General features: G+C 68.3%; 26 protein-coding genes and 1 pseudogene. 21 read left to right on the top strand and 6 right to left on the bottom strand.

Annotated elements, in window-relative coordinates; genetic code table 11:
- The first annotated feature begins 146 nt into the window (after positions 1–146).
- From FFS52_RS09605 to FFS52_RS09575, 7 genes are all read left to right on the top strand, one after another.
- Positions 147–701 carry a TetR/AcrR family transcriptional regulator gene (locus tag FFS52_RS09605; RefSeq protein ID WP_223258919.1) on the top strand — a complete coding sequence of 185 codons (555 nt, stop codon included), beginning with the start codon at positions 147–149 and terminating at the stop codon, positions 699–701.
- Between the two features lie 113 nt (positions 702–814).
- On the top strand, positions 815–1,357 hold the full coding sequence (locus FFS52_RS09600; RefSeq protein ID WP_137809531.1) for a hypothetical protein: 543 nt from the start codon (positions 815–817) through the stop codon (positions 1,355–1,357).
- Between the two features lie 4 nt (positions 1,358–1,361).
- Positions 1,362–2,591, top strand: coding sequence for an Nramp family divalent metal transporter (locus tag FFS52_RS09595; RefSeq protein ID WP_137809530.1), 1,230 nt, complete (start codon positions 1,362–1,364; stop codon positions 2,589–2,591).
- A complete protein-coding gene (locus FFS52_RS09590) occupies positions 2,588–2,959 on the top strand; it encodes a hypothetical protein (RefSeq protein WP_065632443.1) in 372 nt (123 codons plus the stop codon). The genes FFS52_RS09595 and FFS52_RS09590 overlap by 4 nt, the downstream gene beginning before the upstream one ends.
- The gene (locus FFS52_RS09585) at positions 2,956–3,294 is read left to right on the top strand and encodes a PRC-barrel domain-containing protein (RefSeq protein ID WP_065632444.1); all 339 of its coding nucleotides are present in this window, start codon (positions 2,956–2,958) and stop codon (positions 3,292–3,294) included. The genes FFS52_RS09590 and FFS52_RS09585 overlap by 4 nt, the downstream gene beginning before the upstream one ends.
- 115 nt (positions 3,295–3,409) lie before the next feature.
- Positions 3,410–4,798, top strand: a complete 1,389-nt coding sequence (locus FFS52_RS09580; RefSeq protein ID WP_083207492.1) for a cytochrome P450 — start codon at positions 3,410–3,412, stop codon at positions 4,796–4,798.
- A 162-nt stretch (positions 4,799–4,960) separates the two neighbouring features.
- Positions 4,961–5,242 carry a hypothetical protein gene (locus FFS52_RS09575; protein WP_065632445.1) on the top strand — a complete coding sequence of 94 codons (282 nt, stop codon included), beginning with the start codon at positions 4,961–4,963 and terminating at the stop codon, positions 5,240–5,242.
- A 7-nt stretch (positions 5,243–5,249) separates the two neighbouring features.
- Here the strand turns inward: FFS52_RS09575 and FFS52_RS09570 are convergent, their stop codons facing one another.
- Positions 5,250–5,972: a cutinase family protein gene (locus tag FFS52_RS09570; RefSeq protein WP_078114030.1), complete on the bottom strand. Its 723-nt coding sequence runs from the start codon at positions 5,970–5,972 to the stop codon at positions 5,250–5,252.
- 173 nt (positions 5,973–6,145) lie between these two features.
- On the opposite strand from FFS52_RS09570, the gene FFS52_RS09565 reads away from it, so the two are divergent.
- The 3 genes from FFS52_RS09565 (at position 6,146) to FFS52_RS09555 (ending at position 8,122) form a co-directional block, all read left to right on the top strand.
- Complete coding sequence (locus FFS52_RS09565; RefSeq protein ID WP_137809529.1) at positions 6,146–6,871, top strand: GAF and ANTAR domain-containing protein; 726 nt, start codon at positions 6,146–6,148, stop codon at positions 6,869–6,871.
- A 203-nt stretch (positions 6,872–7,074) separates the two neighbouring features.
- A complete protein-coding gene (locus tag FFS52_RS09560; protein WP_249356148.1) occupies positions 7,075–7,704 on the top strand; it encodes a CPBP family intramembrane glutamic endopeptidase in 630 nt (209 codons plus the stop codon).
- Between the two features lie 16 nt (positions 7,705–7,720).
- Positions 7,721–8,122 carry an SRPBCC family protein gene (locus tag FFS52_RS09555; protein WP_137809527.1) on the top strand — a complete coding sequence of 134 codons (402 nt, stop codon included), beginning with the start codon at positions 7,721–7,723 and terminating at the stop codon, positions 8,120–8,122.
- Positions 8,123–8,149: 27 nt separating this feature from the next.
- On the opposite strand, the gene FFS52_RS09550 is transcribed toward FFS52_RS09555, so the two are convergent.
- Positions 8,150–9,055 (bottom strand): chlorophyllase, encoded by a 906-nt coding sequence (locus FFS52_RS09550; protein ID WP_065632446.1) that lies wholly within the window; start codon positions 9,053–9,055, stop codon positions 8,150–8,152.
- 98 nt (positions 9,056–9,153) lie between these two features.
- Between FFS52_RS09550 and FFS52_RS09545 the strand changes: the two genes are divergently transcribed.
- From FFS52_RS09545 to FFS52_RS09535, 3 genes are read left to right on the top strand one after another with little or no spacing between them, the layout of a single operon-like run.
- Entirely contained in the window at positions 9,154–9,741 is a 588-nt protein-coding gene (locus FFS52_RS09545) for a TetR/AcrR family transcriptional regulator (protein ID WP_249356150.1), read from the top strand.
- Entirely contained in the window at positions 9,738–10,256 is a 519-nt protein-coding gene (locus FFS52_RS09540) for an alpha/beta hydrolase (RefSeq protein ID WP_137809526.1), read from the top strand. Before FFS52_RS09545 ends, FFS52_RS09540 begins: the two co-directional genes overlap by 4 nt.
- Positions 10,253–11,725, top strand: coding sequence for an MFS transporter (locus FFS52_RS09535; protein ID WP_137809525.1), 1,473 nt, complete (start codon positions 10,253–10,255; stop codon positions 11,723–11,725). The genes FFS52_RS09540 and FFS52_RS09535 overlap by 4 nt, the downstream gene beginning before the upstream one ends.
- Here FFS52_RS09535 and FFS52_RS09530 read toward each other — a convergent pair.
- On the bottom strand, positions 11,722–12,141 hold the full coding sequence (locus FFS52_RS09530; protein WP_058249658.1) for a MauE/DoxX family redox-associated membrane protein: 420 nt from the start codon (positions 12,139–12,141) through the stop codon (positions 11,722–11,724). The genes FFS52_RS09535 and FFS52_RS09530 overlap by 4 nt on opposite strands.
- Before the next feature lie 196 nt (positions 12,142–12,337).
- Here FFS52_RS09530 and FFS52_RS09525 point away from each other — a divergent pair, with 196 nt between their 5' ends.
- The 3 genes from FFS52_RS09525 to lon all read left to right on the top strand — a co-directional run bounded on the left by FFS52_RS09525 (position 12,338) and on the right by lon (position 15,615).
- The gene (locus tag FFS52_RS09525; protein ID WP_065632450.1) at positions 12,338–12,520 is read left to right on the top strand and encodes a hypothetical protein; all 183 of its coding nucleotides are present in this window, start codon (positions 12,338–12,340) and stop codon (positions 12,518–12,520) included.
- 61 nt (positions 12,521–12,581) lie between these two features.
- Positions 12,582–13,208: a glyoxalase gene (locus FFS52_RS09520; protein WP_137809524.1), complete on the top strand. Its 627-nt coding sequence runs from the start codon at positions 12,582–12,584 to the stop codon at positions 13,206–13,208.
- A gap of 64 nt (positions 13,209–13,272) precedes the next feature.
- Positions 13,273–15,615: an endopeptidase La gene (gene lon / locus FFS52_RS09515; protein ID WP_137809523.1), complete on the top strand. Its 2,343-nt coding sequence runs from the start codon at positions 13,273–13,275 to the stop codon at positions 15,613–15,615.
- A gap of 81 nt (positions 15,616–15,696) precedes the next feature.
- Here the strand turns inward: lon and FFS52_RS09510 are convergent.
- From FFS52_RS09510 to FFS52_RS09500, 3 genes and pseudogenes are all read right to left on the bottom strand, one after another.
- Positions 15,697–17,461, bottom strand: a pseudogene (locus FFS52_RS09510) (DUF222 domain-containing protein).
- Positions 17,462–17,564: 103 nt separating this feature from the next.
- Complete coding sequence (locus FFS52_RS09505) at positions 17,565–18,383, bottom strand: DUF1353 domain-containing protein (RefSeq protein WP_137809522.1); 819 nt, start codon at positions 18,381–18,383, stop codon at positions 17,565–17,567.
- A gap of 261 nt (positions 18,384–18,644) precedes the next feature.
- A complete protein-coding gene (locus FFS52_RS09500) occupies positions 18,645–19,250 on the bottom strand; it encodes a TetR/AcrR family transcriptional regulator (protein WP_137809521.1) in 606 nt (201 codons plus the stop codon).
- 101 nt (positions 19,251–19,351) lie between these two features.
- Here FFS52_RS09500 and FFS52_RS09495 point away from each other — a divergent pair, with 101 nt between their 5' ends.
- From FFS52_RS09495 to FFS52_RS09475, 5 genes are read left to right on the top strand one after another with little or no spacing between them, the layout of a single operon-like run.
- Complete coding sequence (locus FFS52_RS09495; RefSeq protein WP_137809520.1) at positions 19,352–19,879, top strand: DUF4242 domain-containing protein; 528 nt, start codon at positions 19,352–19,354, stop codon at positions 19,877–19,879.
- Between the two features lie 5 nt (positions 19,880–19,884).
- Positions 19,885–20,919, top strand: a complete 1,035-nt coding sequence (locus FFS52_RS09490; RefSeq protein WP_137809519.1) for an acyl-CoA dehydrogenase family protein — start codon at positions 19,885–19,887, stop codon at positions 20,917–20,919.
- On the top strand, positions 20,916–21,626 hold the full coding sequence (locus tag FFS52_RS09485) for an ABC transporter ATP-binding protein (RefSeq protein WP_249356164.1): 711 nt from the start codon (positions 20,916–20,918) through the stop codon (positions 21,624–21,626). The genes FFS52_RS09490 and FFS52_RS09485 overlap by 4 nt, the downstream gene beginning before the upstream one ends.
- Entirely contained in the window at positions 21,623–22,786 is a 1,164-nt protein-coding gene (locus tag FFS52_RS09480; protein ID WP_137809517.1) for an ABC transporter substrate-binding protein, read from the top strand. Before FFS52_RS09485 ends, FFS52_RS09480 begins: the two co-directional genes overlap by 4 nt.
- On the top strand, positions 22,783–23,571 hold the full coding sequence (locus tag FFS52_RS09475; protein ID WP_137809516.1) for an ABC transporter permease: 789 nt from the start codon (positions 22,783–22,785) through the stop codon (positions 23,569–23,571). Before FFS52_RS09480 ends, FFS52_RS09475 begins: the two co-directional genes overlap by 4 nt.
- Positions 23,572–23,831: the final 260 nt, after the last annotated feature.

Genomic DNA, 23,831 nt, shown 5'->3' with positions numbered 1-23,831 from the left:
GTCGGCAGCGGCTACGATCGGCAGCCATGGTTCCCGGCGAATCCCGCGCCTCCGATGTCCGCGCCGCGGACGACGAATCCCCCCACGGTGCTACGGGCAGCGTCACCCGGCGGGTGAACAGGCGCGGCCAGGCGACGCGCGAGGCGATGCTCGACGCCGCGCTCGCCTCGTTGGCCACCGGCGACCCCGCCTCCGTGTCGGGCAACCGGATCGCCAAGGACATCGGCGCGACGTGGGGCGCGGTCAAGTATCAATTCGACGACATCGACGGTCTGTGGGCGGCGGTGCTGCATCGGACCGCGGAGCACCGCGGCGACCTCCCGATGAGTGTGAAACCCGATGCGCCGCTGGCGGAGCGGGTCGCGGCCATCGTCGACCTCATGTACGACGGACTGACCGCGCCCGAATCCCGTGCGATCGAGACCCTGCGGGCGGCCCTGCCGCGCGATCCGGACGAGTTGCGTCGGATGTTCCCCAAGACCGCCGCCGAGTTCGCGTCGTGGGGGCCGTCGTGGATCGATTCGTGCCAGCGCGCTTTCGCCGACCTCGACGTCGATCCGGAGCGGGTACGTGAGGTCGCGGCGTTCCTGCCCGGGGCCATGCGGGGCCTGGTGTCGGAGAAGCAGCTCGGCACCTTCCAGGATCAGCAGTTGGCCCGACGTGGCCTGGCAAGGGCCATCGTCGCGCTGCTCGCGGGCTGAGGAACCGCCCCGACGGGCCAAATCCGCGCTCGGGGGCATCGCCGACCAGTGGATTGCGCATGACCGGTGCCGGTTTCGCTCGCTGTCCCGCGGGCTATTCCACGAGGCGGCCTGTGGCGGACGCGGACCGCCTCGACGCCAGGACACGACAGAAGGGGACGGTGATGCTGCTGCCGACCGGGCTGACGGCCGGATCGACCACGCTGCGCGCGGTTCTCGCGTGCGGACTGTGTCTGCTCCTCCTCGTCGGGTGCGCCCGGCAACCCGGCGGCGTGACGGCCGAACTGTCGCATTCGTCCGGCGACGTGGTGAGCTCGGTCGCCTCCGGCGAGGAGGGGCTGCGCCTGTGGACCGAGGACCGCGCACCGCGACAGTATGTGCGCGTCCTCTTCGACGACCTCATCGAGCAGTCACTGTCCGCCTACGGGGCGGTCGTCAACCTCGACATCGACAACGTGGCCGATGAACCGATGCGGGCGGGCGTCGAGGACGCCATGGGCGAGGCCACCCGGGTTCTCGTCTCCGCCCGCTCGGTGACGCTGCTCGACCGCGAGGACCCGCGGGTCGCCGAGTCGCTCGACGCGTTGAGCAAGGTCGGCGAGCGGCTGCAGCGGATCGTCGACGACCCCCGTTCCGCAGCCGGCGGGAGGGGATGAACCGGTGAAGACGATCTTCGGCGTCGCGCTCGGCATCCTGACCGCCATCGGCGGCTTCCTCGACATCGGCGACATCGTCACCAACGCGGTGGTCGGCTCGCGATTCGGTTTCAGCCTGGTGTGGGTCGTCGTGGTCGGCGTCATCGGCATCTGTCTGTTCGCCGAGATGTCCGGGCGGGTCGCCGCGGTGAGCGGACGCAGTACCTTCGAGATCATCCGGGAACGACTCGGCCCGCGGATGGGTGCGGCCAACCTCGTCGCCTCGCTGTTCGTCACCGGACTCACCCTCACCGCCGAGATCGGCGGAATCGCACTGGCGCTGCAACTGGCCAGCGGGGTCGCGCCGCTGCTGTGGGTGCCGGTCGCCGCGTTCGGTGTGTGGATAATCCTGTGGCGGGCCAACTTCAAGATCATGGAGAACGTGACCGGCCTGCTCGGCCTGTGCCTGGCCGTGTTCGGCGTGGTCTTCTTCCTGTTGCAACCGCCCTGGGGTGAGGTGTGGAGTCAGATGACGGCGCCCTCGATCCCGTCACAGGAGTCGGTACCCACCTACTGGTACTACGCCATCGCGCTGTTCGGTGCGGCGATGACACCGTACGAGGTCTTCTTCTTCTCCTCGGGCGGTATCGAGGAGGGTTGGCGGCGTAAGGATCTCGCCCGAGAGCGATGGAATGTGCTGGTCGGATTCCCCCTCGGCGGCCTTGGTTCGATCGCGATAGCCGGCGCCGCAGCGCTCTACCTGATGCCCGCCGACATCTCGGTGGACTCGCTGTCGCAGGTCGTCTTACCCGTGGCGCAGGCCGGCGGACAGCTTGCGCTCGCCTTCGCGATCATCGGGCTGGTCGCGGCGACGACCGGCGCGGCCCTCGAGACGGCGCTGTCGACCGGCTACTCCATCGCCCAGTACGCCGGATGGCCCTGGGGCGCAGCCAAGAAGCCGTTCCAAGCGGCACGGTTCCACCTCGTGATCATCGTGTTCCTCCTCGGGGGAGTGCTGATCCTGCTGACCGGCGTCGATCCGATCATGGTCACCGAGTATTCGGTCGTGTTCTCCGCGGTCGCCCTGCCGTTGACCTATCTACCGATCCTCGTGGTGGCGAATGATCGAGAATACATGGGAGACAGAGTGAACGGGCGAGTGATGAACTTCTTCGGAACCATCTACCTGGGCATCATCGTGGTCGCCTCGGTGGCTGCGATACCACTGCTGATCGTGACGGGGGCGGGGCGGTGAGTGCGCGGGACGACGACCGCGGGTTGTCGCGCCGGGCCACGATCGATCTCCGACTCCATCTGCTGGACAGGCAGATCCATGATCGGGATGGGGTGCCGCTCGGCGTCGTCGACGACGTCGAGATCGAGATGCCGGAGGATGGTCCGCCGCGGGTCTCCGCCCTGCTCACCGGCCGCGCGCTCTTCTACCGACTCATCGGCGGCGGCCCGCACATCAGCGAACTCGACCGCATCCCCTTCGACCGCGTGCGCGACATCGATGTGCGCGTCGCGATCGACGACGCGCAGGAGGAACTCGAACTCGCGTGGCCGGAACGATGGTGCCGGGATCACATCGTCGCGCGCATCCCCGGGAGCGGGAAGCGATGATTGCCAGCGACCTGTTGAGCTGCACCGTCCGAGGATCGGACGGCGATCACGTCGGCCACGTGATCGACCTGCGCTTCGAGGTGGAGGACGACGCACTGAGGCTGGTCGGGTTGCTCGTCAACCGCCGGAATCGCGTGTCCTTCCTCGGGTACGAACGCCAGGGGGTCGTTCGGCCATGGGCGCTGAACCGGTTCTTCGCGTGGTTGCACCGCGGCACCGTGCTCATCCCATGGGACGACGTGGAGACCGTCGAGGACGGGACGGTCTACCTCCGGGACGGCTTCCATCGCCTCGACGCCTCGCTCGACACCGCCGGCGACCGCGGCTCGTCCTGAGAGTCCGGGACGCACAGACGACGGTTTGGTCAGCACGGTCGACGGGTAGACCGGGGGCAGCCGACGCCGCGGTCCGCCCGGCGTGAATCCGCTATGGTGAGGAGAGCCGTCGTAGATGTCACGGGGACCCGATGATGACGTGCAGGAAAGCGCAGGCCAGGCGACCACGACGCCGCGGCTGGCGCGAGCAGGACTCCTCGACACCGGCCGCATCCTGGCCGGTGTGCTCGCCCCGGTGATCGCCGAAGGTGTTGTGGCGCGGCGCAAGTCGATGGTCCGCCTCGGTGGGCGATTGGACACCCACGGTCGCGCGGCGCGGGTGCTGAACGGTCTGCGGTCCAGATACGACGACGCCGACGCGCTGGCACTCACCTTCCCGCGTTCGATGGTGCTCGCGTTGCGACCTCCGGCGGTGACCGCGACCCTCGACGGCACGCCCGACCCGTTCACCCCGGCGTCCAAGGAGAAGGTCGCGGCGCTGTCGCGCTTCCAGCCGACGGGCGTGTTGATCTCGGACAACCGGCATCGCCGGGCCCGTCGTGAACTGAACGAACTGGCGCTGCAGACCTCCTCCGACGTGCACTCCCTGCACCGACGATGCGGACAGATCGTTGAATCCGAGATCGCGGAGCTGCTCCCCACCCTCACCGACGGCCGTCTGACCTGGGATGCATACGCCGTCGCGCACTGGCGCATGGTGCGCCGTTTCGTCTTCGGTGACGCGGCCCGTGACGACGAGAAGGTGACCGACCTGCTGACTGCGCTGCGTCGGGATGCCAACTGGGGCCCGGTCTTCCCGTACCGGTCCACCACCTACAACAACTTCCGGCGGCGTCTCGACCACCTGGTGGCCTCCGCGCCCGACGACTCGCTCGCCGGGGTCACGAGGGACGCACTGGACAGTCCGGGCTCGCTGGACCCGACCGGCCAGATCCCGCACTGGCTGTTCGCATTCGACGCGGTCGCGGTGGCCGTCCACCGATCGCTCGCGCTGTTGGCCGCCCACCCCGCGACCGCTGCGGCGGCGCGGAGCGAGATCGCCGACGGGGATCCCGGCGAGGCGCGCCTGCTGCCGACACTCCGTGCGACCGTTTTGGAATCGCTTCGCTTGTGGCCGACGACCCTCGCCATCCTGCGCCAGGCGAGCAGGGATGTCCCGTGGGACGGCGGCGCGGTCTCCGAGGGTGCGACCACGATCGTGATCGCGGAGTTCTTCCAGCGCGACGACGACGCGATGGACTTCGCCCAGCGTTTCACCCCCGAGGCCTGGACCGACGGTCGAGCGCAGAGACTCGCCGGTGTCGTCCCCTTCAGCGATGGCCCGGGCGAATGCCCGGGACGCAACGTGGTCCTGATGTTCAGCACGGCGGTGCTGGCGGCGATCTGCCGGGATCACGAACTCGACGACAACGTGCTCGCGCCACGTGTGCGCGGCGGCGACGTCGAGATGCCACGCGCCTTCGACCATTTCGATCTCACCGTCTCGCTCCGAGCCGCGCCCTGACATCCCGGGTCACGCAGGGTTGACGAGAGCCTGTCCTGGGTATGAACAGCGCACCGATCAGCGGTTGACGTCGGACGCCCGGACGCCGAGACAAGGACAGGGCGGTCCACGGACCGCGATGCCCAATGGTGGGTTTCGGTGCGGCACGATAGGAGACGACCGATGGGGTCTCACTGCAGGACGACGCGCGATCACGACGAGATCCGAGAGTGGGCGACCACCCACCGGGGTGTGCCCGCCCGCGTTCGCGACATCCGGAGCGTCGGCGGAACAGGAATGCTCCGCATCGACTTCGACGGTGCGGTCGACGGCGACCTCGAGCACATCACCTGGGACGAGTGGTTCCAGAACTTCGAGCGCGCCGAACTGGCTCTCGTCTACGAAGCGGAGAAGTCCGACGCCAGCAGGACCTTCGCGAAAGTCGTGCCTGCGCCGGACTTCTGAACCGAGCTCAGACCCGCCGGGCCGCGTACCGGGCGCCCTCGAGCGTCATGCCGTTGACCGAGTAGAGCACGTGCAGGGCATTCGGGCCGCCGACCGGCGCGCCGTCGCAGATGGTGTCGCCGGGGATGCAGTAGCGAACGGTGCGGCTGCGGTACGGTGCGGCCACCTTGACCGGGGGAGCGCCGATGTCGTCGATGAAGCGATCCGACGGCGCGCCGTAGAGCACGATCGCGGCGACGTTGCGCGCCATGTTCGCCGGCAGCGGCGGCGGCACGAACCGGTCGTAGGCGGCGTACCGGGCGGGCAGGTCCAGCCCGGCGTGGACGGCGTAGCCGGCGACGACGGCGCCCTGGGAGTAGCCGCCGAGGACGACCTTGGTGTCCGGGCACTTCGCGGCCAGGTACTTGATGCGGTTCTGGGTGGTGCGGACGCCGTCGGCCACCGTGCGCGCGAACTTCAGCCGGTTGTTGAACTGGTCGCTGGCCGGGTACTTGACGCCGTAGGCGCTGACGGACTTGCCCGGCAGCTGCGAGCGAACGGCCTCGACGAAGGAGATCCCGGTGAGGCCCAGCGGCGGAGAGGTCTCCACGGTTCCGCGTGCGAACACGACCTCGACGTCGGAGCACGATGGTGCGGCCTGCGCCGTGGGCGTGCCGACGGCCACCGCCCCCGTGATCGCCGCGATGACACAGAGGACGGAGACACTGAACCGTTTGATCACCAGGCCAATGGTAGAGATCACCTCGCGCGGGGATAAGGGCCTGATCGTCCCAAAGATTGAGCCGATCCAGGGCCATCCGAGAGTCGGTTCGGCACGAACAACCGGGTTGAACGTATGAGAGGTTTGTAGAATCACGGGGTTCGCCGGGCTGATCCGGCGCATCGAATCGAGGTTGAGTGCCGGTGGCAACAGACGTCCATTTCAAGATCGCCGAGCTGGCGCGGCAGATGCATGCCGTTCCCGAGTCCACGGAGGACACGTCGGCCGAGGTGCTGCCCTCGGTCACCGCCGGTGCCGTCGAGTACGTCCCCGGTGCGCAGTACGCCGGCGTTCTCGTGGTCGATCAGAAGAACAACTTCGACACGCTGGCGCCCACCGACCCGCTGATGAACCTGGCCGACCGAATCCAGAAGGAAACGGGTGAGGGTCCGTGCCTGCAGGCGGCCTGGGATCACCACACCGTGCTCGTGAACGACATCGCCCGCGACGAGCGATTCCCCGCCTTCTCCGCTCGCATCCTCGACGAGAGTCCGCTGCGGTCCAGCCTGTCGTTCAAGCTGTTCACCGACAAGGGGACCATCGGCGCGCTCAACATGTTCGCCGATACGCCCGACGCCTTCGGCGACGAGTCCCTGGAAGTCGGCCTGTTGTTCGCGACCCACGCCGCCCTGGCATTGCGTGCCGCGCGGCAGCAACAACACTTCCGCAGTGCGTTGGCCAGCCGGGACATCATCGGTCAGGCCAAGGGCATGATCATGTACCGCTTCCGCATCGATGCGGTCGCCGCCTTCGCTCTGCTCCGACGCCTGTCCCAGGACACCAACACGCCGCTGGCCAAGGTCGCCGAACAGCTCATCGAGAGGGAACTGGCCGAGCCCACCGACGGGAGCGCGGAGTCGCTCTCCTGACCGGGCAGATCGGCGTCGGGGGCTGCTAGATTCCCCGGGTGAACCTCGAGCAACTGGGGCCCGGAGCCCGTCGGCGTCTCGGCTATGCCTGATTCGCCGGAATCGTCGTCGTCTACCTGGCCATCATCCAGCTCGGGGGCCTGGCGATCGCGCGTCTCGCCGACGACAGCGAGCCGGTCGCCACCGCGGGCGTGGTCTTCGGGATGATCCTCCCGCTCGGGGCGGCGCTCGTGTTCACGATCCTCGTCATCGTCATCCTGGGATGGCAGAGGCCCGTGCTGCGCGACGACCGGCCCGTCCGGCGCTGGGTCTGGATCGTCCCGGCGGTTTTCGTGGTGGCCATCCTGGTCGGCATCGACTACAGCTCGCTGGCCCAGAAGGACCTCCTGTTCATCCTGACCCTGTTGATCGCGACGCAGTTCGTCGGCTGGGGCGAGGAGGCGATGTTCCGGGGCATCGGTGTCACCACATTGCGCGATCACGGGCTCAGCGAGGGCAAGGTCGCCTTCTGGTCCAGTGCCGTGTTCGGAGCGGTGCATCTGACGAACGCGATCACCCACGGTGTGAGCGCGATTCCGCAGGCCATCGCCGTCAGTTTCGCCGGATACTTCTTCTACCTGATCCGGCGGGTGTCGGGCGGCAACGTCCTCAACTCGGTCATCCACGGGCTCTTCGACTTCACGATCATCACCGGCACCGTCATCCTCGTCGACCAGACGGCGTATGTCGGTGCGTTCGCGCCGATCCTGGTCTACGTCGTGCTCGGCATCGTGCTGTTCCTGGCCCGCCATCACATCGAGCCGGTGGACACGGTCGGCAGGCGTCTGCGGTAGCGACTACGTTGGCCACATGCGCAGCCGGCACGTGAGTGTGGTCATCAACGCCGAACCCGCGAGGGTCTACGACTTCGCGGCCGAACCCGACAACCTGCCGCGGTGGGCCGCAGGGCTGGCGAAGTCGGAGGTGGTCCGGCGGGGTGACGAGTTGCTCGTGGAGTCGCCGATGGGCACCGTGACCGTCCGGTTCGTCCCGCGGAACGGACTCGGCGTCGTCGACCACGAGGTGGTGCTTCCCGCCGGGGACACCGTGCTCAATCCGCTTCGGGTGCTGGCACATCCAGAAGGTGCCGAAGTCGTCTTCACGATCCGGCAGCTGGCCATGTCCGACGACGAGTTCGACCGCGACACCGAGATGGTGGAAAAGGACCTCGCACAGCTGAAGTCGCTGCTGGAGACGGCCGGTTCGGCCTAGTGTCCGGCCGGGCCGACCCGGCCGGCGTCACTTTCGCTGCAGTGTGAAGTCCGCGGAGTCCGCGTGCCGCAACGCTTCCCACGCCGCCGAGCTGCTGCCGAGTGCGTCGAGCAGATAGGCGGCGACGGCGTCGGCGACCAGGCCGACCCGGTCCGCGTCCTCATCGGTCGTCTCGCGTACCGCCTCGCCGGCGATGCCGCCGAGAGTGTGTTCGCCGTCCGGAATCCACAGCAAGTCCGTCGCGCCGGGGGAGAGGTGGAAGGCGTCGGTCAGCCATTCCGGGCCACGCGTCGACAGGGCCGAGTCGTCCTTGCCGCCGGCGACGACGAGTGCCGGGGTGGACATCCTCGAGAAGTCCGGCCGCATGAACGGCAGGTGTTCGCGCGCATACTCGCTCAGGCTGTCGCCGGTCCCCGCCGTCGCGATCAGTGCGCCCGCTCGCACGGCGGGATGTGCGAGATCCGGGCCGACGTCTCCGTCCGGCCCGACCACACGCGCGCCGAGGAGCGTGCCGACGGTCTGGCCGCCCCACGAGTGGCCGGCCGCGGCGAGCAGGCCGATGTCGACGCGAGCGCGGAGGTCGCCACCGGCCGCGACGAGTATCTCGTCGAGGTGATCGATCACCGCGTGCGCGTCTTGCACTCGCGTACTCCAGATGGATGCGAACCGCGGGTCGTCGAACCCGATACCGTATCGCCGGGAATCGAGGTGCGTCGGCTGCACGACGACGAAACCCGAAGCGGCCCATCGATCGACAAGCGGTGCATAACCGTCCATCGACCAGGCGTTGCCGTGGGAGAACACGAGGACCGGGAGGTGCTCGCCGGTGACCGGGGCGGTGACCTTCACCGTCAGCGGGAACGGTCGGTCCGAGGTGGGGACGACGATGGGCTTGACGGCGACGATCTGACCGGCGAGCGATTCCGTGGACATGAGAGTTCCTTCGGGACGGGGAGCGGGACGCGATAACCTGGACGGAACGATGTTCCGCCAAACTAGCGGAACGGTGTTCCGCGAGCAAGGGGTGGACGGTGTCCGCAGGAAAAACAGCACGTCAGATGCAGGCCGAACGGAGCCGTACGGCACTTCTGGAGGCGGCGGCCGCGGCCTTCGTCGATGCGGGCGTGCAGGCCCCGGTGCGGGACATCGCCACGCGTGCCGGGGTGGGCGTCGGCACCGTGTACCGGCATTTCCCGACCCGGGCGGAACTGGTCACCGCGGTCTACCGGCACCAGGTCGACGAATGTGCGGCACTGGCGGAACAGCTTCTGGCCGAACAGGTCCCGCCGCGTGCCGCGCTGTGCCGGTGGACGTCGGCGTTCACCGACTTCCTCGTCACCAAACACGGCTTGAGTGACGCGCTCAGCTCGGACGACCCGAGTCTCGTCGATCTGCACGCGCTCATCTTCGACACCCTCGTGCCGGCGTTCGCCTCGCTACTCGAACCGGCGCAGGCCACGGGAGAGGTCAGCCGGGACATCTGCGCGCTGACCTTCCTACGGGCGATCGGCAACCTGTGCATCATCGGACCCGGGTACACCGACGCCGACGCCAGGGCGATGGTCGGTCTGTTGCTGATCGGCTCCGGTGCATCGTCGGCAGGGAGTGAGTACGCATGACGCAGCGTCGGCTGTTCTTCATCCACGGCGCGGGCGGGTACGCCGACGACGGCCCGCTCGCCGAGGCGCTGGCCGCGGCACTCGACGCGTCGCTGGACATGCCTCGTTTCTCTGACGATGACATGTCGATCGAGGCGTGGGCCCGGCCGATCCGCGAGCGTCTCGCTGGGCTGGACGCCGACGATCACGTCGTCGCGCACTCGTTCGGGGCGACGGTGCTGATGCATGTCTTCGCCGAGGCCCGCCTCGCTCCGAGAAACGCTGTGCTGCTTGCGATGCCGAACTGGGGACCGGACGGTTGGGATATTCCGCAGTACGTGTTTCCCGGTACCGGCTCTCTGCTCCCTTCGTTCCACCACTGCGTCGACGACGACGTGGTGCCCGTTGAGCACCTGGACCTGAACGCGGCGTTCCTTCCGTCGGCGCCGCTGCATCGTCATCCGGTGGGCGGTCACCAGTTCGACGGGCTCGCCGACGTCGTCGCCGCCGAGCTCATCACCGCCGAGAACCGATGAGCGAGAACAGCGCGGCCGACGCCGACGCCCGAGGAGTGCCGGCCGCGTCGGCGGCGGGGCGGTGGCTGATCGTCGCCGCGGTGCTCGGTTCGGGTGTCGCCTTCATCGACGGCACCGTCGTCAACGTCGCACTGCCGGCCATCGCGCGCGACCTCGATACCGGTCTACGCGGTCAGCAGTGGGTACTCGACGGGTATCTGCTCACGCTGAGCGCGTTGTTGTTGATCGGTGGGGTCGCCGGCGACCGGTATGGGCGCCGGCTCGTCTTCGCCGGAGGTCTTGCCGTGTTCGCGGTGGCCACGGTCGCATGCGGGCTGGCGCCGACCGTCGAACTCCTCGTAGCCGCACGGATCGTGCAGGGGATCGCCGCGGCCGCGGTGGTGCCGGGCAGTCTGGCGTTGATCAACGCCGAGATCCGGCCGTCGGACCGCGGTGCGGCGGTCGGTCTGTGGGCCGGGATGTCCGGCGCGACCACGGCTCTGGGCCCGTTCCTCGGTGGCTGGCTCGTCGACGCGGCGTCGTGGCGGTGGACATTCCTGCTCAGTGTGCCGCTCGCCCTGGGAGCGTTGTGGATCGCGATCCGGCATGTCCCCGAATCGCGAGGCGCGCCGTCGAACGCCCGGCTGGACGTGGCGGGCGCCCTGGCGATGACCGTCGGGCTCGCGGGCGTCATCTACGCCCTGATCGAGGGGCCGTCGAACGGGTGGAACGGGGTGACGGTTGCGGCGGGGGTGGTCGGAGTCGTCGCGCTGGTGGGCTTCGTGGTGATCGAGTCGCGGGTGCCGGCGCCGCTGCTGCCGCTCGGGCTGTTCCGGTCGTCGCAGTTCACCGGCGCCAATCTGACGACGCTGCTGGTCTATGCGGCGTTGGGCGGTGCGCTGTTCCTGCTGGCCCTGCAGTTGCAGCAGAGCCTCGGTTACTCGGCGTTCGAGGCCGGCGCGGCGATGTTCCCGAGCACGTTCATCATGCTGTTCGGGTCGCCCTTGGTCGGCAAGCTGGCGCAGCGGACCGGGCCACGGCTGCCGATGACGGTCGGCCCGCTCATCGCGGCCGGTGGTTTCGCGCTGATGTCCCGCGTCGAGCCGGGATCGGGCTACGTCGACTCCGTGCTGCCCGGGGTGCTGCTGTTCGGCCTCGGCATGACGGTGACGGTCGCGCCGCTCACCTCAGCGGCGCTCGCCGCCGTCGACGACGCGCTCGCCGGCACCGCGTCGGGCGTGAACAACGCGGTGGCGCGGCTCGCGGGGTTGCTCGCGGTGGCGGTGCTGCCCGCCGTGGCGGGGATCGATGCGGGCCCCGGCGATCCGCTCGGCGACGGCTTCCGGGCGGCCATGTACATCTGCGCGGGATGCTGCGCGGTCGGCGGGCTGGTGGCGGCGTGCACGATCCGCTCGAGCACTGATGTGCGGCCGCAGGTCCGTGCGGGTGTGGACACCGCCTGTCAGGATGCGGCTACCCGGGCAGGTTAGGCCCGGCGTTCGCCCGTGCCGGCCGCGATGGCCCAGAGCACCAGGACGGGCTGGAAGAACAGTCGCGTCAGGCGCTTCTCGTCGGTGTCGAGTCCGAAGGCGTCGATGTGCTCGACGTACTGGTTGATGTTGCCGGGGAAGATGACCACGAAGAACGCGGCCACGATCCACGACACCACCTTGCGGTGGCGGGGCAGCGCGATCAACGCGGCGCCCAGGGCGATCTCGACGCCGCCGGAGGCCAGCACCACGAAGTCCTTGCTGAACGGCACCCAGTCGGGGACCTGTGCCTGGAACTCCTCGCGCTGGGCGGTGAGGTGGCCGACGCCGGCAATCACCAGCACCGCTCCCAGGGCGATCCGGGCGATGGCCCGGCCCAGCGGCTGACGAGTGGTGGTCGGCGTGACGATCGACATGTGGGCTCCTCGGGTGGGTGTCGGTTCGGTTCTACCGCACTTCGTGGCGGGCGGGGTTTCGGACGGTCAGCGCCGGAGAGTTCGGGTCGGGATGAGTCTTGATGACTATTTGTGGCACAGAAGTACTTACTTGTGATTGAGTGTTGTGACTGCGACCACAACGGTGTGGTCGCTCGTTGTATGCAGAGGACCGCCCATGACCCCCGATGTCGCACCCGCACACCGACTCTCCGTGTCCTGGCTGCAGGCTGTGCCGAGTGCGCTGCGCGGGGCGGCCGGTGTCGTCGTGACCACCGCGGCGTTCTTCGTCGCCGTCGCGGTTCTGGTGATCGCCCAGATCGTCGTCCTCGCCACCCGCGCCGCGGTCGACCTCACCTGAGGTTCGCGACCGGTCAGGAATCGAGAAGCGTCCGGCCGGGTCGGCGTCTTAGCGTCGAAGCATGACGAACATCAACGCACTCACACTCGACGTCACTGACATCGCTACAGCACAAGCGTTCTACGACAAGGCCTTCGGACTCGGCGACCGACTGCGGTTCCGCGCGGGAGACTCGCCGACCTCGGGTTTCCGCGGTTTCGTGGTCTCTCTCGTGGTCGCCGATCCGACGGTTGCCGACTCCTTCCTGCTGCCGGCGATCGAGGCCGGCGCCACGGTGCTCAAACCCGCCAAGAAGTCCTTCTGGGGATACGGCGGTGTCGTCCAGGCGCCCGACGGCGCGATCTGGAAGGTCGCCAGTTCGTCGAAGAAGCCGACCGGCGCGCCGGAGCGGGAGGTCGACGATCTGGTCCTGCTGCTCGGCGTCGACGACGTCGCGGCGACCAAGGGGTTCTATGTGAGCCGCGGATTCACCGTGGCCAAGAGCTTCGGCCGTAAGTATGTCGAGTTCGAGAGTGCCCCGAACTCGATCAAGCTGGCACTCTACGGCCGCAAGGCCGCGGCCAAGGATGCGGGTGTCCACCCGGACGGTTCGGGTTCCCACCGGCTGATGATCGGCGGCGACGCCGGCGAGCTGACCGATCCGGACGGCTTCACCTGGGAGGCCGCACCCCGTTCGCTCCTGGCATAAACCGCTCGGGAACAAGATTCCTGCCACCTGGGTTGAGTCGGTCAGACTTAACTCTGGAGGTTTCATGTCGCAGACATATTCACTGCCGGTTCTCTTCGTTCCCGACGTCGTCGTCCTGCCCGGCATGGTCGTGCCCATCCCGCTCGACGATGCCGCACAGGCCACGGTCGACGCCGCCCGGGCGAGCGAGACCGGGAAACTGCTGGTCGCCCCACGTCTGGACGACCGGTATCCCACCTACGGTGTCATCGCGTCGATCGTGCAGGTCGGCCGCATCCCGGGCGGCGGGATGGCAGCCGTCGTCAAGGGTGAGCAGCGCGCGCAGATCGGGACCGGGACACCCGGTCACGGTGCGGCGCTGTGGGTCGAGGTGACCGAGGTCGACGCCGTTGACGCCACCGACGAAGAACGTGAACTCGCCGGCGAGTACAAGAAGCTCGTGCTGGCGATGCTGCAGCGCCGCGAGGCATGGCAGCTCATCGACGCCGTCAACAAGATGTCCGATCCGGCGGATCTCGCCGACACCTCGGGCTATGCGTCGTGGCTGTCCGACGAACAGAAGCGTGAGCTGCTCGAGACGCCGGTGACCGCGGCGCGGTTGCGGCTGCTCATCGAGTGGACCGGCGATCATCTGGCCGAGTCCGAGGTGACCGAGAAGATCGCCGAGGACGTCCGCGCGGGCATGGACAAGCAGCAGAAGGAATTCCTGCTTCGCCAGCAGCTCGCCGCCATCCGCAAGGAGCTCGGCGAGGACGAACCCGAGGGCGCCGACGACTACCGCGGCCGCGTCGAGGAAGCCGACCTGCCCGAGAAGGTGCGCGAGGCCGCGCTCCGCGAGGTGGGCAAGCTCGAGCGTGCCAGCGACCAGTCGCCGGAGACCGGATGGATCCGCACCTGGCTCGACACCGTCCTCGACCTGCCGTGGAACACCCGGACCGAGGACTCGACCGACGTCAAGGGCGCGCGCGAGATCCTCGACGCCGACCACCACGGCCTCGACGACGTGAAGGACCGCATCGTCGAATATCTCGCGGTGCGTGCTCGTCGCGCCGAACGCGGCCTGCAGGTCGTCGGCGGACGCGGGTCGGGCGCCGTGATGGTGCTCGCCGGTCCTCCCGGTGTCGGCAAGACATCGCTCGGTGAGAGCGTCGCCCGGGCGCTGGGCCGCAAGTTCGTGCGCGTCGCCCTCGGCGGTGTGCGCGACGAGTCGGAGATCCGCGGCCACCGGCGTACCTACGTCGGCGCGCTGCCCGGCCGGATCGTACGGGCGATCGGTGAGGCGGGATCGATGAATCCCGTTGTGCTGCTGGACGAGATCGACAAGGTGGGCTCGGACTACCGGGGTGACCCGGCCGCCGCGCTGCTCGAGGTCCTCGACCCCGCGCAGAATCACACCTTCCGCGATCACTACCTCGATCTCGATCTCGACCTGTCCGATGTGCTGTTCCTCGCGACCGCCAACGTCATCGAGAACATCCCGTCGGCCCTGCTCGACCGTATGGAGCTGGTCACGCTCGACGGGTACACCGAGGACGACAAGGTCGCCATCGCCCGCGATTACCTGCTGCCCCGGCAGGCGGAGCGGGCGGCGCTGACACCCGACGAGGTGACCGTCACCGATGCGGCGCTGCGGGAGATCGCGGCCAACTACACCCGCGAACCCGGTGTGCGGCAGTTCGAACGGCTGCTGGCGAAGGCGCTTCGCAAGGCCGCGACCAACTTCGCGGTCGAATCGGGAGACGGGGGAACAGCGACGGCGCCCGTCATCATCGACGAGCCCGATCTGCGCGACTACCTGGGGCGTCCGCGCTTCACGCCGGAATCGGCGGAGCGGACGGCGGTCCCCGGTGTCGCAACCGGTCTCGCGGTCACGGGCATGGGCGGCGACGTCCTGTTCATCGAGGTGAACGCCACCGAGGGTGAGCCGGGTCTGAAGTTGACCGGCCAGCTCGGCGACGTGATGAAGGAGTCGGCGCAGATCGCACTGTCGTACGTGCGGGCGCACGCCGAGCAGCTCGGCGTCGACCCGAAAGCGCTCGACAAGACCATCCACGTGCACGTTCCGGCCGGGGCCGTGCCGAAGGACGGTCCGAGCGCCGGCGTCACCATGGTCACCGCGCTGGTGTCGATGGCGACGGGACGTCAGGTGCGCAGCGATGTCGGGATGACCGGCGAGGTCACGCTCAACGGGCGGGTCCTGCCGATCGGTGGGGTCAAGCAGAAACTGCTTGCCGCACAACGCAACGGGCTGAAGACCATCTTCATCCCGCAGCGCAACGAGCCCGACCTCGACGACGTGCCGGCCGAGGTGCTCGACGCCCTCGACGTGCGGCCGATGACCGATGTCGCCGAGATCGTCGCGCAGGCGCTGGAAGTCGCCGTCGACGCGCAGGTGACCGCGGCCTGATCCCGCGCGCTGTAGCCCAGGCCCAGTCCAACACCCCGGTGGTACGTGGACGATCACGTTCCGCCGGGGTGTTGGCGTCTGTCAGAAGGGTGGCGGGTCGTCGGGCGTGTCGGGTTGATGGCTGGCTGCCTCGGCTCGGGCAAGTCGATCCGCTTCGCGTTGTTTCTTGTTGCGGGCACGTTCTTCTCGCCGCTTCGCGTGTTTCGCGGCGGTGCGTTCGGTGATCGTGCGCGGTTGTCGGCCTTGTTGTTGTCCGCCTTGCCGCTCGGGCACGATGATCCGCGGTGTCGGTGGTGCTTTCGCGGCTTGTTCGAATCGGATGCGCCGCAGGTTGGGGAAGAGGTCTTCGAGGGTTTCGGCCTCGCCGGGGATCACAAAGCCCTCGGGCGTGACGTATTCGGTGACCAGACGGCCCTCGTCGTCGCGGTACTGCACATCGGTCCAGTCGCTGTGCGTCTTGTGGAGATGACCGGGACGGCATTTGGCGTTGAGGTTCTCACTCGAGGTCGCACCCCCGCGGGCGGGTCGGGCGTGGTCGTACTCGGCGACGTGATCGACATCGGCGGTGAATGCCGAACGCGTGCAACCCGGCTCGGTGCAGTAGCCGTCGCGCACCCGCACGAACTCCGCGCACGCACTTGTCGGACGATACGGGTCACCAGGCAGGGCAGCCGGGTAGACCACCACGACCTCCGACGACACCGGCTCCGTCGACGGTGTGGCCGAAGTCGGGGGCGTCGACGCGTCACCCGCGCCGCCAGTGTCGTCCGTAGCCTGCTGTGGTGCGGCGATGTTCGCCGTCCGCGTGGGCTCGTCGTCGTATCCGCCCTCGTCGGCGACGACCTGCGTGGGTGGTGTGCGGATGGGGGTGACCGGCCTGGTCGTCGCGTCGGGCCGGGCGGCGAGGTCGCGCACATGCTCGTCGGAGATCACTCCGTGCCCGTCGATCCAGCCGGGTCCGGACCCGCCGGCCAGGGTGTCGGCGTCGGTGACGACGTGGATCACGATCTCGGTACTCGCCGCCGAACCTCCAGGATCGACAGGTGTTGTGGTGCAGTCGGATTGTCCGCACGCGCACGTGAACGCTGTTCGGGTGAGCAACGTACATGGCGTCGGACTTCCGTTCCCCGAGGGTGCGGCCATCCCGTTCGCAGACGGATGCGGCCAACTCCCGTACCGAGGCGTCGGAAGCTCGGATGTTCTCGGCGGCCATGACCGCGGTGATCTCACCGGTGCCGTCACCGTGGTTCTCGGTCCACACCCCGCGTTTGTCGAGCGCTTCGCGGCGCCGTTCCCGGACGGCGTCGGCGTCGTGGCCGAAGACCAGGCGGTCGATCATGTCGCGCAAACCTGACGTCGACTACGACCCGGACCGGGAGCGCAGCAGGTCGGCGATCGACTCGTCGAGCACCTCGATGATCCGGCGGCTGGCGGGGTCGTCGGGGTCGAGAAGGTGATCATCGGACACCAAGTGCGTGCGGCCGATGATCTCGCGGATCTGGTGCGGCCCGATGATGCCGTCGCGCAACGTCTCCAACACCCGCGGCAACCGATCACGCAGACACAACGCCTCGTCGACCAGCATCCCCGCCCGGTAGCGGGTGATCCCGGCCTCCCGCGACACCCGGGCGACGATGTCACCGAAACCGTCGGAGACGTAACTGTTGCCGACAGTGGTCAACAGCCGATCGCACAACACCAGGATCGTCTGGTAGCGGCACCACGCCAGATACGACTCGCCCGCGCGGATCGACCCCAGGCGCTGCATATGGGTGGCGGTGTCGGCCGGACAGGCAGGATCGACCCCGGCGAGGAACTCGCCCGGCAGATCCGTCCATGCCCCCACAGTGACTCCCCCCGAAGTCGTTGCCGCCCGGCCTGGTTGGCCGGTTCAACTGATACGTCCAAGGTAGACCCGACCACCGACAAGAATGCTCGGCTCCGAGCCGCTACGTGAGCCCGACGGTGCGAGCGATCCTCTCCGACAACAGATACAGCGCATAGGCGAAGTAGGCCACGATCGCGGCGGGCAGGACCCACAAGGCGGCCACGGCCGCAACGAGACTCGCCGCCCACTGGCGCCCCCACAGCGGCGCGGCGACGAAGATCATCAGCAGTGAGAGCAGGAGAGAGACCGCCGACGATGATGTCGGCCACGACCAATCGAACAGCAGCGCCCCGCTCGAACCGACCGCCGCGCAGATGCCGACGAGGCTCAGCACCAGCCACCCGACCACACTGAGACGTCGCCATCCGCCGGCGACCCATCGCGTGCGAAGTGCCACGGCCGACCACATGATCCACCGCTTGAGCCAGGGGACGCCGGACGCCCGCATCATCTCGCGGAAGAACCGGTCGGACAGGGTGTCACTCCCGAGCGCGCCGGAGTTGACGGTGCCCGTGATGAGCTCGTCGTGGATGAGCGCCGCGAGTGAGTGTCTGCCGTAAGGGTTCTCGAACCAGCGCAGGAACCGGGGGATCGAGGCGAGGTCGGTGGGGTTGTCGTCGCCGGGCACAAACGCGCGGGCCGCGTCGACGGCGCCCCGCGCATCGGCTTCCGTCTGTCCTCGCTCGACCAGTTGTGTTACCAGGTACTCCTCGACCGCGGGATCGGAGAAGCGAAAGGCGTTGCGCACGAGAAACTCTCGTTCGTCGATCTGCGCGATCTCGACTTCGCCACACCCGGTCGGGTCGTCGACCTCGAAGCCCGACGTCGGCGCGACCCGCCACGGCACCCATCGCGGATCGCTCGGTGTGGTCTCGTTCATCGCCACCTCCGCGTCGAGGGGATGAACTGACGGTAGCCGGGCGCGACCGGGACGAGTGGGTAACCAACAGCGCGGCGTGTTGCGAGGTGGCTTCGACACGGCTCCTCGACCTCGACGCGCTCCTTCGTCGCTTGCTCGGCCCGGCGGCTGCGCTCGTCGCCTGCTCAACCAGCGGGGGTGGCGCTCGCTCGATCAGTTGGGGGTGGCGCTTGCTCGGCCCGGCGGCTGCGCTCGTCGCCTGCTCAACCAGCGGGGGTGGAGCTACGCAACCGGCGGGTGACCGTCGAGGAGTGCCTCGACCAGCAATCGGCCCGTCTCGATGGGGGCGGTGGAGCGAGCCATCTTCGACCCCGAGAGCGCACCGTCGTAGACCACCTGGATCTGTCGCGCGGTCACATCGGGCTCCGGGACGCCGAGGGTGCGCAGGTTGTCGCCGAGGGTGTCGAGGAGCCACGCGCGGTGCGCCGTGATGGGAGGCAGGTCGGTGTCGGGGAACTCGGTCGCGGCGTTGGCGTACTGGCAGCCGCGGAAGTTGCGGGTCGGGGCCCCGGCGATGGCGAGGTCGAAGAAGGCCAGGATCCGCTCGCGCGGATCGGAGACGGCCTTCGTCGCCTCGAACCACCGGTTTTGATCAGCCTGATCCAAACGCTCGAGGTAGGCCACGACCAACCCGTCCTTCGAGCCGTAGGCGTTGTACAGACTCGCCTTGGCGACACCGGACTCCCGCAGGATCAGGTCGATGCCGACCGACCGTATGCCCTGTGCGGCAAACAGTTCGGTGGCGGTGGCGAGCAGTCGATCGGCCGGGCTGCCGGGCCCGGCAGCAGAGGTCGCGCGGCTGGTGCTCGCCTGTGCGGGGTTGCTCACAGCGCCAAGGGTAGACCACGAGACGCCGTAGACAGACTGGTCTGTCTATGCCAGGGTCGGTGCGGTCACCAGCGGGCACACCGACGCAGAAAGGCTCACCCATGGCGCTCTTCCTCTACGAACTCCAACCTGCCGACAGTGACGCGGGCAAGATCGAAGAACTCATCAAAGGACTCGACGCACATCTGCGGACCGCCGGCGGCGAATTGATCGAGACGCAGGTGACCGAAGGCGCCGCGCGACTGTTCGTGATCGCCGAGTTCGAGGGGTGCCGGGCGGCCGTATTGGACGAGGTCGAGGACTTCCGGGGGCTCGTCGCTGCCGGCCCGGACGAGGTCCGGCTCGTCGGCGCCGACCTCGACGAGCTGAAGAAGGCGCGTCCGACCGCCGGTTATCTCGTCGAATGGGACATCCCCGAAGCCATCGACATGGAGACCTACCTGGCCCGTAAGAAGGCGAACTCGCCGAAGTATGCCGACGTCCCCGAGGTCAGCTTCCTGCGGACCTACGTCCGCGAGGACACCGACAAGTGCCTGTGCTTCTACGACGCCCCGGACGAGGCGGCCGTCCGTCACGCTCGTGAGGTCGTCTCGACCCCGGTGGACCGCCTCCACCGGCTACAGGGCTGACCGGTATGGCGCCGACGCTGACCGATGAACTCGGCGAAGTCGTCGCATCCGTGGCCGACCGCGCGCGCGAACTCGACGCCGGGCACACCGACACCCGGGTCGACATCGCCGCGGCCGGTGCGGCCGGCCTCCTGGGCCGGGGAGTGGTCGACGGTTCGCTGACGTCGATGATCGACGTCCTCGAACGTGTGTCGGCAGTGAGTCTGTCGGCCGGATTCTCGCTGTGGGCGCAGCGGATGACGATTGAGTACGTCGCCCGATCGCCGGAAGCGTTGCGGGAGAGACATCTCGCGCCGCTCCTCGGCGGTGGGCGGATCGGTGTCACGGCCATGGCGGCGGGCCTGAAACAGGTGGCCGGGCTCGGCGACGTACCCATCACGGGGCGTCGCAGCCGGGCGGGGGTCGTGGCGACCGGACCGATCCGCTGGGCGTCGAACGTCTACGCCGAGTCGCTGATCGTCCTCCCGGTGCGCACCGGGAGGACGACCCTCGTCGCGGTCGTCGACGCGGACGCGCCCGGCGTCGAGATCCGTTCCGCGCCTGACCTCATCGGTTTGGGATCCACCGCCTCGACGTCCCTAGCGCTCACCGACGTGGTGATCGAGGACGAGAACGTGATCTCCGACGACCTCACCGGGTTCGTCCGGGGTATACGTCCGGTGTTTCTGCTGCTGCAGTCCGCGTTCTGCAGCGGTGCCATCGGTGCCGCACTCGACGGGGCCGTCGAGTCCTTGGCGGGGGTCAACGAGGTGTTCCGTCCCGAGTTCGACAACCGGACGGCCGAATTCGAGTCGATCCGTGCGCGGCTCGCGACGTTCGCCGCCGACCCGACGACTCCGTCGCCGGCCGAACTGATCCGGCTGCGCCTCGACGCCGCGCGAACCGCGGTCGCGGCCTCCCGGCTCGAGGCGACCGTCCGCGGCGGTGCGGGTTATGCGACCGCGAGCGCCACCAACCGGCGGTTCCGGGAAACAGCCTTCATCCCCATCCAATCACCCTCGGAAGGACAACTGCGGTGGGAACTCGCGCAGTTCGAATAACTGGTGGCCGCAAAGCCTTTCGCGGCAACACTGTACTGTCGGGCATCGACCTCGCCGTCGACGACGGGGAGTTCGTGGCCGTCCTCGGGCGTAGCGGAAGCGGAAAGACCACGCTGTTGCGTGTGCTCGCCGGCCTCGAGACCCTCGACGCCGGCAGCCTGGAGTGGCGGGAGTCCGGCGGTGAGCGACCGCACACGGGGGTTGTCTTCCAGCGCGCGCTGCTGATGCCGTGGCTGACCGTGGAAGAGAACATCCGGTTCGGACGGCGATTCGCCGCGCACCGTGCGTCGTTCGAGAACGACTACGCACTCGGCCTGTTGCGCCGCTTCGGGCTCGACGGTCTCGCCGACCGCTACCCCGATCAGCTGTCGGGCGGTCAGGCGCAACGCGTGGCGATCATCCGTGCGGCGGCGATCCGGCCGAGGTTGCTCTTGCTCGACGAACCGTTCAGCGCGCTCGATCCGGCGGTGCGCGGCGAATTGCGCAGCTGGCTGGCCGAATTGGCCGCCGAACTCCGGATCACCGTCGTCCTCGTCACGCACGACGTCGACGAGGCGCTCGAACTCGCCGACCGGACCGTCCTCTTGTCCGAGACCGGTCGCATCGGTGGGGAGTGGCGGCTCGAATCCGGTCTCGGCCGAGACGATCCCGACCGGCGCGCGGAGATCCTGACGCACTTCGGTCACCAGGTGGGGCAGCAGGTGTGAGCGCGCCCATCTCACGCCGACTCCTCCTGGCCGGGGTCGGTGGCCTCACCGTCGCGGGCGGCATCGGCGGCGTCGTCGGTCTGGGCCGGGCGGCCACGGCAGCGCCACCGGGTGCGTCCGATGCACTGCGGGTCGGCTACCTCCCCATCACGGATGCGGCGCCGCTTCTCGTCGCACACGCCGCCGGACTATACGACCCCGCGGCCGTGAGTTCGATGAAACCCGTGCTGTTCCGGAGCTGGTCCTCGCTCGCGGAGGCCTTCGTGACGCGCAAGGTCGACGTCGTCCATCTGCTGATGCCGATGGCGGTGGCATTGCGGTACGCGATGCACAGCCCCGTGCAGGTGTTGGGCTGGAATCACACCAACGGATCGGCGCTGACCGTGGCGCCCGACATCGTCGACCTCGAGCAACTCGCCGGCTCTCAGGTGGCCATCCCGGCATGGTGGTCGATCCACAACATCATCCTGCAGCGGATGTTGCGGACCCACGGACTGCGACCGGTCATCCGTACCGGGGCGTCCCGGGGTGACAAGACCGTCGAGCTGATCGTGATGAGCCCCTCGGACATGGTGCCGGCGCTGGCGAACGGGTCGATCGGCGGTTACGTCGTCGCCGATCCGTTCAACGCGATGGCCCAGGTGCGCAAGATCGGCCGCATCCACACCTTTCTCGGCGACGTGTGGCGACAGCACGCCTGCTGCGCGCTCCTCGTCCATCAGTCGGCCATCGACGAACGACCCGCCGCGGTCCAATCCCTCGCCGACTCCGTGGTCGCGGCTCAGCACCACATCGATCTCGATCGTCCCCGAGTCGCCGCGGAACTCGCCGGCGGTTATCTCCCGCAACCGAAACCGGCCATCGCCAAGGCGCTCACCTACGACCCGGCCGACTTCGCCGTGAGCAACGTCGACTGGCAGCCGCAACGACTCGGATTCCAACCCTTCCCGTTCGCGAGTTTCACCGAGCGGCTCGTCACCGAGATGGACAACACCCTCGTCGACGGTGATCGCCGCTTCCTCGGCCGTCTGGACCCGGCGACCGTCCATGCCGACCTCGTCGACGACCGATTCATCCGTACTGCCATCGGAATGCGCGGCGGTGCAGCCGCTCTCGGACTACCCGCCGATCTCACGAGAACCGAACAGGTGACGCCATGACGCTGCTGACCCAGGACGAGACCACGACGGACCCGCGCCGGCGATCCGGTTCCGCCATCGTCCCGCCGCTGATCGCGATCGCGGTGCTCGTCGCGATCTGGTGGGCGACAACGACAGTCGTCCCCGCCCAGGATTCGCTCGCCCGCCAGTTCGCCCCGCAAGAGGTGTTCCCGGCGATGCTGGAACTCCTCGAACGCGGGGTGCTGTTGCCCGACATCGGACTGAGCCTGTGGCGACTCCTGATCGGCCTGCTGATCGCCGTCGTCCTCGGCTTCCCGCTGGGACTGCTGATCGGTCTGAGCCTCACCGCGGAGCGCGCCGCGAATCCCATCGTGGCCTTCCTGCGGATGATCTCGCCGTTGTCGTGGGCGCCGGTCGCGGTGATGGTGTTCGGCATCGGCAACGAACCGGTCATCTTCCTGATCGCGATCGCGGCGATCTGGCCGATCGTCATCAACACGGCGGCCGGCGTGAAGTCGATCGACCCCGGCTTCGTGGAGGTCGCGCGATCGTTCCACGCCACCCGGACCGAAGTCCTCGTGTCTGTGGTGATCCCGGCGATCCGCGGGAACGTGCAGACCGGTGTCCGTGTCGCGCTCGGCATCGCCTGGGTGGTCCTGGTGCCTGCCGAGATGCTCGGCGTGCGCTCCGGTCTCGGCTACCAGATTCTCAACGCCCGCGATCAGCTGGCGTACGACCAGGTGGCCGCCCTGATCGTGGTGATCGGCATCCTCGGCTTCCTCCTCGATGCGGGTGCCCGGCTGGTGCTCACCCGACGACGCTGAGCCCCGCCGACGGCCTCGCGATTCCGTATGACGTTGTGCCCGGAAACCGGGCGCAACGTCATACGCGTTTTCGGCCCGGCGGACATTGAGCGACATCCGCTCAACTTTCTTCGACGATCCGGGAACAATCCGTCGGCCACCCCCGTTACACACTTCGAGAAACCTGAGCGACGAAGACTCAAGTCGGTTTGACTCGGATCTACTTTTTCAGTAGGACATGAGTCGGACGCACTGAAGTCCGGTCCCGCAGAGTTTCGCCA

The sequence above is a fragment of the Gordonia sp. ALPHA1B1 genome (assembly GCF_005502615.1).
In the GTDB taxonomy this organism is placed as follows: Bacteria; Actinomycetota; Actinomycetes; order Mycobacteriales; family Mycobacteriaceae; genus Gordonia; species Gordonia hongkongensis.
Note: the sequence above shows the minus strand (reverse complement) of the source record. Positions and strands in the feature narration are given on the sequence as shown.